Below are 13,540 nucleotides of genomic sequence, written 5' to 3'. Positions count from 1 at the left end.
GACCGAACAGCTCGAACAGGTCACGGAAAAGCGCACAAGGGTCACCGAAAGTGCCAATCGGCATCCACTGGTGAACCTGTGTGAAAACGGACCATCTCGCGGATGAGGTGGGCGAATGCCTCCTAGCGGACCCGTGTCTTCGGCTCTCGCCAAGATGTGCCAGAGTTGCCACGTCCGCCCTGTCAGCACGTACCGTACGGCAGCACAGGTGGGACCAGGTGGGGCAGCGGGAAGGGGCAGCCGGTTTGACCACGCACGCACCGCAGGCGGGGCAGGCCGTCACGCTGCCCACGACACTGGACGAGGCCGTCGCGGCGCTCACCGCCATGCCCGCAGCCGTGCCCGTCGCGGGCGGCACCGACCTGATGGCCGCCGTCAACTCCGGGCAGCTCAGGCCCGCCGCGCTGGTCGGGCTCGGCCGGATCAGCGAGATCCGCGGCTGGCAGTACCTGGACGGTCACGCCCTGCTCGGCGCGGGCCTCACGCACGCGCGCATGGGCCGCCCCGACTTCGCGGCCCTGATCCCGGCGCTCGCCGCCGCCGCGCGCGCCGCGGGCCCGCCGCACATCCGCAACGCGGGCACCCTGGGCGGCAACATCGCCTCGGCCGCCCCCACCGGGGACGCGCTGCCGGTGCTGGCGGCCCTGGAGGCGACCCTGATCATCGCGGGCCCGGGCGGAGCCCGCCGGGAGATCCCGGTCTCGCACCTGCTGGCCGGGATGGACATGCTGCGCGCCGGCGAACTCATCGGCTACGTGCGCGTGCCGCTGCTGCACGCCCCGCAGGTCTTCCTGAAGGCGACCGGCCGGACCGGCCCGGGACGCGCGGTGGCGTCCGTGGCCCTGGTCCTGGACCCGGCACGCCGGGGCGTGCGCTGCGCGGTGGGCGCCATAGCACCGATGGCGCTGCGGCCCCTGGAGGCCGAGCAGTGGGTCGCCGGCCTCATCGACTGGGACAACAACCGGGCGCTCGTCCCGGAGGCGCTGAACGCCTTCGGGGAGTACGTCGCCGCGGCCTGCATCCCCGACGCGGCGCCCGCCGAGGACGGCTCGGTCGCGCAGCTTCCGCCCGCCGTACTGCACCTGCGGCGCACCGTCGCCGCGCTGGCCCGACGAGCACTGGGGAGGGCACTGTCGTGACCGACGACCAGCACGGAGAGGGCACGCCCCGGGGCGGCAGCCGCTGGGACCCGCTGCCCCAGGGCGAGTACGACGACGGCGCCACGGCCTTCGTCGAACTCCCCGAGGGAGGCGTCGACGCCCTGCTGGCCGCCGACAGCCCGCTGGCCGCGCCCGGCCACGGCTACGTACCGCCGCAGATAACGGTCAACCCCGCCTCGACGGCCGGCACCGACCCGGCCGCCACCGGCGCGTGGCCCGTGCCGGGCGCGCCGGTCGACGGGAGGCAGTGGCACGACCCGAACGCCGGGCACCCGCAGCACGGACACGAGCACGGCGCGCACCAGCAGCAGGGCCACGACGTGCCCGGGCAGCCGTACGGCGGCCCCGACGCGCCGTACGACGCCGGGGCACCCTACGGCTCCGACGCGACGGCGCCGCAGCACGGCGGCGACGACCGGTTCACGTACAACCCCGGGGCGACCGGGCAGTGGAACTTCGAGGAGACCGCGGCGGCCGGCGCCGCGCCCGGCCATGACGTGACCGGGCAGTGGTCCATCCCCGTCGCCGGGGGTGACCTTCCGGATGAATCGGGCGAGTTCACCACGTCCTCGCTGGTCGAGCAGTGGGGCGGCACCCCGCCCGCCACGCTGCCCGGCGGTGCGCCCGCCCCCTGGGCGACCCAGGCCGCGGGCCGGCCGTGGGGGCAGGACCCGCAGGACCCGGCCGGGCAGGAGGAGGCCCACCCGGGCTACCCCCACGAGCACGGCCACGAGCAGGATCACGGGCAGCAGGGCGACGCCGGACCGGCCTCCGGATACGCGACGGAGCAGGGCACCGGACCGCTGCCGCGGGAGGCGGGGCGGGGCGAGGCCGGACCCGGACACCCGCAGGACGCGCACGCGCCGGGGGACCACGAGGACACCGGCCCCGCGCACCGGCCCGACGAGTTCGGCCGCGCGCCGGAGCCGTCCGCGACCGCCGGCCACGCGCCGGAGGAGCCCGGCCCGGATCACGCGCCTCAGCCGTCGGAGTACGCGCCGGAGGAGCCCGGGACGGCGGCAGGTCACCCGGCGGAGCCGTCCCGTTTCGCCGACCACGGGACCGACCTCGGACCCGACCACGGGACGGACCACGGGGCCGGCCTCGGACCCGACCACGGGTTCGAGTCCTCCGGCTACCCCGAGCACGGACCGGAGTCGCCCGCCCCCGACGGCCACGCGACCGGACAGCCGTACCCCGAGACCCCCGGCGAGTTCCCCGGGGAGCCCACGCGCGAGGCACACCCGGAAGCCGCCGCGCCCCCGCAGGACGCCCAGGAAGCCTCACAGCCCGCTCCCGGCCCCGGTGAGCCCTCGGAGGACACCGAGGACGCCTCCGGGGCCCCAGAGGCCGCCGACGGCCCCTCCGGGCCGGCTGCCGGGCCCCTCCCGGCCTTCGCGGACGCCGATTCCGACACCGGCCCGGAGACCGCCGACGGCGAGAGCCAGGACGGTCCGGCCCCCGACGAGAACCGGGCTGCCGAGGCCCAGACTGCCGAGACCAGCGCTGCCGGGACACCGGCCGAGCCGGCCGGCGCCGCCCCGCACGACGTACCCCCCGCCGCGCCCCAGGAGGAACACCCCCTCGCCTCCTACGTCCTGAGCGTCAACGGCACCGAACGCCCCGTCGCCGACGCGTGGATCGGCGAGTCCCTGCTGTACGTGCTGCGCGAGCGGCTCGGACTCGCGGGCGCCAAGGACGGCTGCTCGCAGGGCGAGTGCGGCGCGTGCAACGTCCAGGTCGACGGGCGGCTCGTGGCGTCCTGCCTGGTCCCGGCCGTGACCGCGGCCGGCAGCGAGGTCCGCACCGTCGAGGGCCTGGCCGAGGACGGGCAGCCGTCGGACGTGCAGCGGGCGCTCGCGCGCTGCGGCGCGGTGCAGTGCGGCTTCTGCATCCCCGGCATGGCGATGACCGTGCACGACCTGCTGGAGGGCAACCCCGCGCCCACCGAGCTGGAGACCCGCCAGGCGCTGTGCGGCAACCTGTGCCGCTGCTCCGGCTACCGGGGCGTGGTGGACGCCGTCAAGGAGGTCGTCGCCGAGCGCGAGACCCACTCCGCGCCCGCCGACGGCGACACCGACGAGGCCCGCATCCCGCGCCAGGCCGGCCCGGGCGCCGGTGGCGTGAACGCGTCGGCCTTCGGAGCGCCCCCGGAACCGCACACCCCCGAACCGCACTCCCCAGAACCGCATGACCAGCCCTACGGCCAGGACGGAGGCCCCGCGTGAGCAACGAAGCAGCCACCGCCCAGGCCGCACAGGCCGCGGAGGCCGCCCCCGCCCCCGAACCGCTTCCGCACGGCATCGGCGCCTCGCTCCCGCCCGCCGACGCCCGCGCCAAGACGGAGGGCACCTTCCCGTACGCCGCCGACCTGTGGGCCGAGGGCCTGCTGTGGGCGGCCGTGCTGCGCTCCCCGCACCCGCACGCGCGCATCCTGTCGATCGACACCACCCACGCGCGCGAGATGCCCGGCGTCCGCGCCGTCGTCACCCACGAGGACATTCCCGGCAGACCGCTGCACGGCCGCGGCAAGGCCGACCGCCCGGTCTTCGCCTCCGAGGTCGTCCGCCACCACGGCGAGCCCATCGCCGCCGTCGCCGCCGACCACCCGGACACCGCGCGCATGGCCGCCGCCGCCGTCATCGTCGAGTACGAGGTGCTCGACCCGGTCACCGACCCGGAGCAGGCCTTCGAAGCGGAGCCGCTGCACCCCGACGGCAACCTGATCCGGCACATCCCGCTGCACCACGGCGACCCGGAGGCGGCCGGCGAGATCGTCGTCGAGGGCCTGTACCGCATCGGCCGCCAGGACCCCGCGCCCATCGGCGCCGAGGCCGGCCTGGCGGTACCGCGCCCGGACGGCGGCGTGGAGCTGTACCTCGCCTCCACCGACCCGCACGCCGACCGCGACGCGGCCGCCGCCGCGTTCGGCCTGGAACCCGAGCGCGTCAAGGTCGTCGTGACCGGAGTCCCCGGCGCCACCGCCGACCGCGAGGACCAGGGCTTCCAGCTTCCGCTCGGCCTGCTCGCGCTGCGCACCGGCTGCCCGGTGAAACTCACCGCCACGCGCGAGGAGTCCTTCCTCGGCCACGTCCACCGGCACCCGACCCTGCTGCGCTACCGCCACCACGCCGACGCCGACGGCAGACTCGTCAAGGTCGAGGCGCAGATCCTCCTCGACGCGGGGGCCTACGCCGACACCTCCTCCGAGGCCCTGGCCGCCGCCGTCGCGTTCGCCTGCGGACCCTACGTCGTCCCGAACGCCTTCATCGAGGGCTGGGCCGTCCGCACCAACAACCCCCCGTCCGGCCACGTACGCGGTGAAGGCGCCATGCAGGTCTGCGCCGCCTACGAGGCGCAGATGGACAAGATCGCCAAGAAGCTCGGCCTCGACCCGGCGGAAGTGCGGCTGCGCAACGCCCTGGCCACCGGCGACGTGCTGCCGACCGGCCAGACCGTGACCTGCCCCGCCCCGGTCGCCGAACTCCTCCAGGCCGTACGGGACTTCCCGCTGCCGCCGCTGCCCAAGGACACCCCCGAGGACGAGTGGCTGCTGCCCGGCGGCCCCGAGGGCGCGGGCGAACCGGGCGCGGTGCGCCGGGGCGTCGGCTACGGCGTGGGCATGGTGCACATGCTCGGCGCGGAGGGCGCGGACGAGGTCTCCACGGCGACCGTGAAGGTCCACGACGGCGTCGCCACGGTCCTGTGCGCGGCCGTCGAGACCGGCCAGGGCTTCACGACCCTGGCCCGGCAGATCGTCCAGGAGACGCTCGGCGTCGACGAGGTGCACGTGGCGCCGGTCGACACCGACCAGCCCCCGGCGGGCGCGGGCTGCCGCGGCCGGCACACCTGGGTGTCGGGCGGGGCGGTGGAGCGCGCGGCCAAGATGGTCCGCACCCAGCTCCTCCAGCCGCTCGCCCACAAGTTCGGCATGTCGACGGAGCTGCTCCAGATCACCGACGGCAAGATCACGTCGTACGACGGAGTCCTCTCGACGACGGTCACCGAGGCGCTGGACGGCAAGGAACTGTGGGCCACCGCCCAGTGCCGCCCGCACCCGACCGAGCCGCTGAACGAGGCCGGGCAGGGCGACGCCTTCGTGGGCATGGCCTTCTGCGCGATCCGCGCGGTGGTGGACGTCGACATCGAGCTCGGCTCCGTACGGGTCGTCGAACTGGCCGTCGCCCAGGACGTCGGCCGGGTCCTCAACCCCGCCCAGCTGGCGGCCAGGATCGAGGCGGGCGTCACGCAGGGCGTGGGCATCGCGCTCACGGAGAACCTCCGCACGCCGCGCGGCATCGTCCGCCACCCCGACCTGACCGGTTACGCCCTCCCGACCGCCCTCGACGCGCCCGACATCCGCATCGTCCGGCTGGTGGAGGAACGGGACGTCGTCGCCCCCTTCGGGGCCAAGGCGGTCAGCGCGGTGCCGGTGGTGACGTCCCCGGCGGCCGTCGCGTCCGCCGTGCGGGCCGCGACGGGCCGCCCCGTGAACCGGCTCCCGATCCGCCCCCAGGCCGCGGTGGTCACGGAACGCGCCTGAGCCCGCCCGCGCCGCCGGCCGGGGTGGCCGTGCTCCGCGCACCGGACCCTCCCGGTCACCGGGCTTCGGCCGGGGCACCTCGAACCGGCGGCGCGCCAGGGACCGGAAGCGATTTCTGCGGGGAGGGAACGCGCGAGGGTTCTCTGAGCGTCTTGTGAGGTGGACGCGTGGGTCACCGGGCGCGCGTCGCTGTTCCGGGGCGTTGTCAGTGGTGGGGCGTACTGTTCTGGGCAGTGGGGAACGGCTGCCGGGCTGGGCCCGGGCGGTCTGCCGTGCTCCGCCAGGGGACGGTGAGCAAGCACATGCGGGGGAGCCCATGAGTACGACCGACGCCGGTTCCGCGGTGATCACCCTGACAGAGTCCGAGCTGGACCCGTGGGTGACGCACGCGTCCACGCGGCACTGGCTGACCGGCCCCGGACTGCCCGCCGACAGCGGCGTACTGAGCTTCGCGGAGCTGAGCCGCGAGGGCCTGCGCACGGTCGCCGATTCCACGGGCGACGCGGACGACCGCCTCTCGGCGGAGCTGCGCGAGCAACTGGTGATAGGCGGACTGCTGGGCCCCGCCGGCCTGGAGACGGAGTCCGTCCTGCTCGACGGCGCGACGGGCGAGATCTCGACGACGTACGTCCTGCACGACCGCCCCGACCTGATGGACCGCCGCCCCCTGGCCCCTTCCCTGCGGACGCTGGTCCGCTTCGCGGAGGCCACGGACGAACTGGCGGGCCTGCGCGGCCAGTTCGCCTCCTACGCGGGCCGCTTCGGCCCCAAGGCGGTGGCGGAGGCGTCGCAGCACCTGCTGGCGGTGTTCCGCGACGGCGCTGACGGCGAACCGGCCCCCTTCTGGAAGATGGCGGCGCTGATCCGCCCCCTGTCCCTGGTGGCGGGCCGAGGCGGCGTGTCCGGCCTCTCCCTGGACCTCCCGCACCGCCTCCTCGACCAGGAGTTCGGCCCCGGCAAGGTGGCGCGCTTCGAGGACGTCGACTTCCCCGCGACCCTCACGCATGAACCGACCCGTCGCTTCCTGCGCGAGACGGGCCTGCCGGAGGACGCCCACGTCTTCTCCCTGGACACGGACGTCCCCCTGGCGACGCTCGCCGAGTACTACGCCGACACCGGCGCGCCGGCCGAACTCCCCGCCGCAGCCCACCGCCTGATCCGCCTCGGCCACCTCGTCGAGGACACCAGCCTGGTCGTCGACGGCGCGACGGGCGCGGTCCTGAACTGGAGCGAACCCGAGGCGACGCTGTACCCGCTCAACACGGACGTGTCGACCCTCGCGTTCACGCTCTGGCTGCTGCACCGCGAGCGCGCGATAGACGCCCAGTCGTCCCACGAGCTGACCACCGACACCTACGACCAGCTGGCCATGACGATGCTCCAGGTCCTGTCGACGGTGGACCCGACGGGCGCGACCGCTGACGGAACGGTCCGTCACTACTGGACGGACGCGTTCCAGGACGAGGCGGGCGGGGTGCTCTGACGGCCTGACGGCCCCGCCGTCAGGCGGACTTGGCGGCGCTGCGGCGGCGTACGGCGAACACCAGGCCGCCACCGATCACCGCGGCGGCGGCAGCGGCACCGGCGAGGAGCGGGGTGCCGTCGGAGCCGGTGGCGGCGAGATTGCCGCCGGTGGTGCTGCCGGTCGTGGTGCCCGTGGAGCCACCGGCCGTGGTGCCGGTCGAGGCCGATGCCGAGGGGGAAGCCGTGGCCCCGGTGCCGCCGGCGGCCTGTCCCTCGGGGGCGTTGCCGTTCCCGCCGTCGCCGGCACCACCGTCCGCGCCGTCCGAGGGGCTCGGCTCCGGCTCGTAGTCGCTCGGCAGGTCGATGCCGATCACGGCGGTGTTGTTGGCCCGGTTCGTGTCGTACTCCGGCGCGATGCCGTAGACGGACGACGCCTTGACCTCGCCCTTGGTGTCCTGCGCGGACTCCTTGATCTTCAGCGTGAAGGTGTAGGCGAGGGACTGGCCCACGTCGAGGGTCCCGTCCTGCGGCCAGCACACGTACTTGGGCTTGCCCGTGGTCCCCTGCGGCCCGCTCGGCCCGTCGATGCCGAACGGCGCGCAGTCCTTCGGCACACCGACGGCCACGGTGCCCGGCGGGATCTGCACCAGCAGCGCCGGAAGGTCGTCGCTCTCCTGGTTCTGCACCCAGCCGGGGCCGTCGTTGCGCAGGGTCGCCGTGATCGACTGCTCCTCGCCGGCCAGCGCCTCCATCTCCTCACCGACGGCGACGAGATCGGCGGTGTTGTCCGCGGTCAGGGTGAGCCGCCGGTAGCTGTCGTCGTACCCCTCGCCCGGCGTCCCACCGTTCGCGCTCGTGCCGTACTCGACGGCCTCCATCAGGGCGTTGTCCAACGCCTTGAACCGGACGGGCGTGGTGACGGAGGCGCCGGGCTCGACGACCGTGTCGAGCTCACAAATCGCCTGCCGGATCTGCTCCTTGACGGTCGTGTAGGTGCAGCCCTTCACCTGCTCGGGGAAGTCCAGCCCGCGCGTCAGACGCACCCGGAAGGTGACCCCGTCCACGGCGGCCGTGCCCTTGTTGGTGAGGGTGACGGACTTGTCGTACACCTCGCCCGGCTGGGGAGCCGCGGACGGCAGGGCCGACACGACCAGCTCGGGCGTGCCGTCCTCGGCATGCGCCAGGGGCGCGGCGACAGCGGGACCGGCGACGGCGATCACGGCAGCGGCCAGGACGGCTGCCGGGGGGCGGAGGTGCACGGCGGTTCTCCTCGTCGAAACAGCGGGCGAACGACCGGAGCGACGGCTACCGGTCATGTTCTGGACACCTGAGGGGTGCTCGGGGTTGTGCACGAATTCGCCGGGGGCGGGGGGCGGACAACGGCCGGACAAGGCAGGCCAGATGGAAGCACGGGAACGCAGGCATTTCAGGACGAGGAGGGCGAGGCCTGCGGGGAGCCGGGCGCGCGGCGGAGAGCGGTCCAACCGTCCCAGCCACGCTGCTTCAGCAACTCGATGAGCCGACGGGCGGACGGCACGGTGTCGAAGGCGAGCCTGTCCATCAGCTCGACGAACGTCGGCTCGAAAATGGCCGGGTCGCCGAGGTACTCCTCGCCCCGCTCGTCGGCCAGCTTGGTGAGGTAGGCGGCCACCCGGTCGGCCAGCTCGGCCAGCGACCGGTCGTCGTCGCCCCGTTCCAGAGCCTCACTCAAGATCAGGTAGAAGTCGGTGAACTCCGGGTCTCCGATCTGCTCCTGCTTGCGCGCGATCCACTCCGCCACCCGCCCGGGTGAGCGCGCCGCCAGCGGGATCCAGCCGTCCCGCTCGGCCCGGACGATCCTTTCGTCCACGCCGAGCGCCCGCAGCCGGTCGAGGTACGCGACCACCTCGGGCGGGAGCACCAGACCGTCGCCCGAAGAGAGCCGGGCGATTCGCTCACGGTGTCGCTGCCGCTCCCGGATCTCGGTCTCCAACCTCCTGTCGATGTCCGCGACAGCCGCGACGAACTCCTCCTCACCGGCCTGGAGCAGCTCCCGCACACGGGCGAGGGGGACCCCGGCCTCGGCGAGGGTACGGATCCGCAGCAGCTCCACCACGGCGCCGGCGTCGTACCGCCGATATCCGGAATGATCCCGCTCGGGCTCGGGCAGCAGCCCCTTGGCGTGATAGTGCCGCACGGCGCGGACGGTGACTCCGGCGTAGGCCGCCAGCTCGCCGATGGTCAGCATGGGGCCAGTCTGCTCCGGATGATCTCGGCGACGTCAGGGGCGTGCGTGAAGACCAACCCGTGGTCGGCGTCGATCCAGTCGGCGGAGATGTGCGGCTGCTCGCGTATGAGCCGTTCAGCGCCGGCACGCCACAGCCGGTTGTGCCGTGGGGCGCGCCCTTCGGGGCTGTCGCCGGCGATCGCAGAGGACATGATGACGTGCACGGGCAGGTCGATCTGCCGGTACCGGTCGAGGATCTCGCCCCGGACCGCATCCATCTCGATGCCGAGGCCGAAGATGTCCTCGGCGGTGAGCGACACGTGACGCGCCGCCTCGGCCTCCGCCATGGCCCGGAACTGCGCGAGGTCGGTGTCGGTGAGGAATGGCTCCGGCAGCGGATTCGCCCCGTCGATGAGCACGAGCCCGGCGATGGTCCCGGGGCAGCCGGCCGCGTAGTGCACGGCCAGGTCCGCACCCAGGGAGTAGCCCACGAGCACCGGAGCCGCGGGCAGGTCGAGTTGTGCCATCACGGCGACGAGGTCACCCAGAAAGGCATCGAAGGAGTACCGCTCGGCGGCGGAGGCGAGACCGTGCCCCCGCAGATCGAAGGTCACGACATCGTGATCACGCCGCAGCAGTGAGACCAGGTCGTACAAGTCGGCTTGCGTGCAGTTCAGCCCCGGGCACAACACCAGGGGGCGCCCCCGTCCGCCACGTGACACCGGGAGGGTGACACCGTCGTGCCGAACGGTGAAGCAGTGAATGCCGCTCTCGCTTCTCGCAGTCATGCGGATCACGCTGGGGGGTTGCCCCTGCGTCAGGGTCAACCCGTCGTGCGGATAGTCGATGGAAGCCGCGGCGGGATTCGAACCCGCGTAACTCGCTTTGCAGGTTTGTCTATGCTGGTCAGAGCATGATCCGGACGTGTTCAGCGGCGTTCATTCCCGTACGGTCACTGCCCTGGCCGGGGCTGGATGAACGGCCCCGGACACTCGCGTACAGCTATGAACGAGACGGAAACTGAGACGGCCCGACCGGACCGGAGGTGCGGAAACCGCCTCAACCGTCCTGCTCGGGGGTTCCTTCTCTGCCGACTCGATGGACGGTTCGGCGGGCTTCCGCTCCTGGATCTCGTGGCGACCGTGCCCAAGATGTGAGCCCTCGTCGTGGTGCCCGGTGATCTCACTTCGGAGCCTCCGCAGCGCCCGTACAGCAATGACGGCGCGGTCCGTCAGAGACGGAATCCGATCGAGAACGTACTCGATCACACAGAAGAGACTCCGAGGAAGATCAACACTGCTGCGGCCCATCCAAGGCGCCGAGTGGGAGGCGTGGTGTCCCCCTTCAGTTGAAAAGCAAATTAGAAGCCTCCGGTGGACAACCCGGTCGCAGCGGGCGAGGATAGTGATATATGCCGGATGGGGGTTTATGGGAATAGCGCTCTCATTGGGGGGTGCAAGTTATTCCTCACTTGTGTAGGCCCCTCGCTGAGGCTTACCGGGCGACGAGACCTGTTTCGGTCCTGAGGATGATGGACATGATCGGCGTAGACATTCTAATCATCGGTGGTGGCGCCCAAGGGCTCTGGCTGCTAAACGATCTGACCAAACGGAATTACCGTGCTGTCCTTCTCGAACGGCGAGAGCTGGGTGGCGGTCAAACGTGCCATTCTCATGGGCTGATACACCGAGGGCATTACTACGACGACATTGACATGATGATTATTTTGAATGCCGCCGCCCAGTTCTGGAAAGCATTCGTGGTCGAGAAAGGCCTTGGTAGGGCGGACACGTCTCGTGCGCTGGCAGGTTTTGGGGCAGGGGCGGCAGTGCAACGGCATAAATACTTTTGGAATGCAGCCGGCCTCAACTTTTCTCCGTGTGCTCGTGATGATTTTCCAGCTATGCTGCAGGGTGGGAAGGTGTGCCACCTTTTCCAGACTGACGAATTTTCAGTGGACACAAGTGAGGTCGTCGCAGAGCTGGCGCATGACGTGGACCATGCGATCTACAAGCTTGACGAATGCAAGGGCAGTCTTGAGTTTGAGATGGATGGTGCCTCAGTAGTGCGAGTTACCGCGCTTCTGTCGGGCTGTGAGGTCACCTTCAAACCCAGTTTCGTGGTCTTTTCCGCTGGAGTCGGCAACTACAGCCTGCTGGCAAAGCTGGGGGCAGACAACAACGTCGTGCCCGCCGGAACGCCGGTGCAAGCACAGCGGAAGAATCACATGATGGTGCTCCGCGGGCCGACACTACCCTTGATCACAGCCGTGTTTCCTATTCGTGGCGGTCTGGATGGGGTCTTCCTGTGCTCACGTCGGGACCCTGATTCGCGTGAACCAGTCTGGCTCATCTCCGACCACAACAGCACACCATTCCCCATGAGCAACGAGGAGGAGTCCAGCATCGGCCCTGAGCCCTCTGAGGAGTGGGTGCAGCGAATGATGGTTTCGCTGCGTGCCACCGCTCCACAGTTGCTGACCGACAGATCAGCGCAGGACGTGCAAGTGGCGGTATATACCGGTCTGACCTCCGAACGGAACTTTGGGATCGGCTCCCATATGACGGATCTTTTTATCGATCCACTGGGTTTCGAGAACCTTCTTACTGTGTGGCCCACCAAACTTACGATGACCCCCTTCGCCAGCAATGTGGTTCTCAGATTTATCCGGCCTAAAGTTCCTGAACCTTCAGGGAAATGGCCGATCGTTGATCGGGATGTAAAACTGCCTGGTCCGAAGATAGCTCGCGAAATGTGGCGTCGTGCAAAAGTCGATGGCCCACACGAGTGCAAGACGGATTGGTCTCCATACCTGGAATTCATTGACCGCTGGCACGTTAGTCCCCGTTGGGATCCGCCATGACCCGAAAAATGAACGACCTCACGTCTGGGCTGTCCCTAGATAACGAGCCATCAAGGCGTCGCGAAAGCTCGACAGAGCTCCGTAACCTTGGTTTTGCCAGGCGTTGGAGCCTGGAGAAGCGCGGGACACTAATGCAGGCAGCGTCGCGTGAACTGTCGGAGCGAGGTCTCGAAAATCTTCATGCTGCACTGCACGACGAGGATGAAATGGTGCGCCTCAATGCCATAATCGGAGCCGGAGATCTGGGGGATGAGGGTACAATTCCCCACCTTGAGACGGCCTGCAAGACGATGGATGCCAAAACTAGAATGGCTGCCATAATTTCCATAGGGGACATTGGTGGAATGCGTGGTGTCGCCTTTCTTGCTGACCTTGCGAAGGATCCTGATGAATCCGAACAGATTCGGTTTGCCGCCCTGACGGAGATTGAGGAACTTGCCGCTAAAAGGATCACCTCAGGCCCCGACCGGTGGTTCGACCCGGTCCCGCAGCATTCCGGTGAGATTCCAATGCGCGAAGAACCCGAGACGGTTGCTCGCACGCGGTTTCAGTTGATCGAAGACATGCAGTCCATCGAGTTGGATGAATCGGCCGACGATCTTCTACGGCTAAAGGCAGCGGACATACGCGGCTACCTCGAAGTGGGCGTTGAATAGCACCCGATGCGCTGCATGGGGTGACCGCCAACTTGTAGACGAAGCCCAGTGATTGGTCTCAGTGGCGCCCGTGCGATCGCGGGACAGTGAGCCGGTGTGCGGACTCATTCACACGCGCCCATGCGCAGCCGTTGCCCCACGTGCGACGCTTGGGGCGACGATGGGTGAGCGCAGAGGGAGAGCGAGTGTCGCAGCAGGCCAGTCCTCGGGAGACCTTCCTGAAGATCGCTGATGCCGTGAAGGCACGAGTCGAGGCGGACCCGGAAATGATGGAGCTTCCGTCTGCGGCTGATCTCATGAGCGAATACAAGATCTCGCGTGGGGTCGCTCTCCGTGCGTTCGCGGCTCTGCACAGGGACGGCGTCGCCGAACCGGTGCCGGGTGGCCGTTGGCGTGTCGTGCGAACAGGCGAGCAGACCGACCGCCGTCCGCTGGAAGAACGCATCGCGGACGTCGTCGCGGATGAGCGGCTGGAAGTCGGGGCAGCGTTCCCTAGTGCGTCCGTTCTGGCCGAGCGGTTCGGAGTCTCACGTCCCACCGTGACCAAGGCTCTCGACAAGTTGGAGGCCGCCGGCGTGCTCGCAAGTGGAGGGCAGGGCAAGGTGCGGACGGTCCGCGCCGTGCCGATTCGAGAGGAGCGTTCCTAGC

At 70.4% G+C, this 13,540-nt stretch carries 10 protein-coding genes; 7 read left to right on the top strand and 3 right to left on the bottom strand.

Translation table 11 applies throughout. From position 1 onward, the window contains the following. Window positions 1-245 precede the first annotated feature (245 nt). From AB0E85_RS12765 to AB0E85_RS12750, 4 genes are all read left to right on the top strand, one after another. The gene (locus tag AB0E85_RS12765) at window positions 246-1,139 is read left to right on the top strand and encodes an FAD binding domain-containing protein (RefSeq protein ID WP_361925476.1); all 894 of its coding nucleotides are present in this window, start codon (window positions 246-248) and stop codon (window positions 1,137-1,139) included. Next, complete coding sequence (locus AB0E85_RS12760; RefSeq protein ID WP_361925474.1) at window positions 1,136-3,388, top strand: 2Fe-2S iron-sulfur cluster-binding protein; 2,253 nt, start codon at window positions 1,136-1,138, stop codon at window positions 3,386-3,388. Before AB0E85_RS12765 ends, AB0E85_RS12760 begins: the two co-directional genes overlap by 4 nt. After that, the gene (locus AB0E85_RS12755) at window positions 3,385-5,703 is read left to right on the top strand and encodes a molybdopterin cofactor-binding domain-containing protein (RefSeq protein ID WP_361925472.1); all 2,319 of its coding nucleotides are present in this window, start codon (window positions 3,385-3,387) and stop codon (window positions 5,701-5,703) included. Before AB0E85_RS12760 ends, AB0E85_RS12755 begins: the two co-directional genes overlap by 4 nt. Before the next feature lie 316 nt (window positions 5,704-6,019). Further along, the gene (locus AB0E85_RS12750) at window positions 6,020-7,186 is read left to right on the top strand and encodes an SUKH-4 family immunity protein (RefSeq protein ID WP_361925470.1); all 1,167 of its coding nucleotides are present in this window, start codon (window positions 6,020-6,022) and stop codon (window positions 7,184-7,186) included. 19 nt (window positions 7,187-7,205) lie between these two features. Here the strand turns inward: AB0E85_RS12750 and AB0E85_RS12745 are convergent, their stop codons facing one another. From AB0E85_RS12745 to AB0E85_RS12735, 3 genes are all read right to left on the bottom strand, one after another. After that, entirely contained in the window at window positions 7,206-8,426 is a 1,221-nt protein-coding gene (locus AB0E85_RS12745) for an LAETG motif-containing sortase-dependent surface protein (protein WP_361925468.1), read from the bottom strand. A 167-nt stretch (window positions 8,427-8,593) separates the two neighbouring features. Continuing rightward, on the bottom strand, window positions 8,594-9,394 hold the full coding sequence (locus AB0E85_RS12740; protein WP_361925466.1) for a MerR family transcriptional regulator: 801 nt from the start codon (window positions 9,392-9,394) through the stop codon (window positions 8,594-8,596). Then, on the bottom strand, window positions 9,388-10,161 hold the full coding sequence (locus AB0E85_RS12735) for an alpha/beta hydrolase family protein (RefSeq protein WP_361925464.1): 774 nt from the start codon (window positions 10,159-10,161) through the stop codon (window positions 9,388-9,390). The genes AB0E85_RS12740 and AB0E85_RS12735 overlap by 7 nt, the downstream gene beginning before the upstream one ends. A 740-nt stretch (window positions 10,162-10,901) precedes the next feature. On the opposite strand from AB0E85_RS12735, the gene AB0E85_RS12730 reads away from it, so the two are divergent. From AB0E85_RS12730 to AB0E85_RS12720, 3 genes are all read left to right on the top strand, one after another. After that, window positions 10,902-12,236, top strand: a complete 1,335-nt coding sequence (locus tag AB0E85_RS12730) for an FAD-dependent oxidoreductase (RefSeq protein WP_361925462.1) — start codon at window positions 10,902-10,904, stop codon at window positions 12,234-12,236. An 8-nt stretch (window positions 12,237-12,244) separates the two neighbouring features. Further along, the gene (locus AB0E85_RS12725; RefSeq protein WP_361925460.1) at window positions 12,245-12,892 is read left to right on the top strand and encodes a HEAT repeat domain-containing protein; all 648 of its coding nucleotides are present in this window, start codon (window positions 12,245-12,247) and stop codon (window positions 12,890-12,892) included. A 185-nt stretch (window positions 12,893-13,077) separates the two neighbouring features. Continuing rightward, window positions 13,078-13,539 carry a GntR family transcriptional regulator gene (locus AB0E85_RS12720; RefSeq protein WP_361925458.1) on the top strand — a complete coding sequence of 154 codons (462 nt, stop codon included), beginning with the start codon at window positions 13,078-13,080 and terminating at the stop codon, window positions 13,537-13,539. Window position 13,540: the final 1 nt, after the last annotated feature.

The sequence above is a fragment of the Streptomyces sp. NPDC029044 genome (genome assembly GCF_040637495.1).
Classification (GTDB): Bacteria; Actinomycetota; Actinomycetes; order Streptomycetales; family Streptomycetaceae; genus Streptomyces.
This window is presented reverse-complemented; position numbering and strand designations above follow the sequence as displayed.

Excerpts from the sequence above, each read along its gene's own strand:
- AB0E85_RS12750 (WP_361925470.1), top strand. The coding sequence starts at position 6,020 with ATGAGTACGACCGACGCCGGTTCCGCGGTGATCACCCTGACAGAGTCC.
- AB0E85_RS12725 (WP_361925460.1), top strand. The coding sequence starts at position 12,245 with ATGAACGACCTCACGTCTGGGCTGTCCCTAGATAACGAGCCATCAAGG.
- AB0E85_RS12735 (WP_361925464.1), bottom strand. The coding sequence starts at position 10,161 with ATGACTGCGAGAAGCGAGAGCGGCATTCACTGCTTCACCGTTCGGCAC.
- AB0E85_RS12740 (WP_361925466.1), bottom strand. The coding sequence starts at position 9,394 with ATGCTGACCATCGGCGAGCTGGCGGCCTACGCCGGAGTCACCGTCCGC.
- AB0E85_RS12730 (WP_361925462.1), top strand. The coding sequence starts at position 10,902 with ATGATGGACATGATCGGCGTAGACATTCTAATCATCGGTGGTGGCGCC.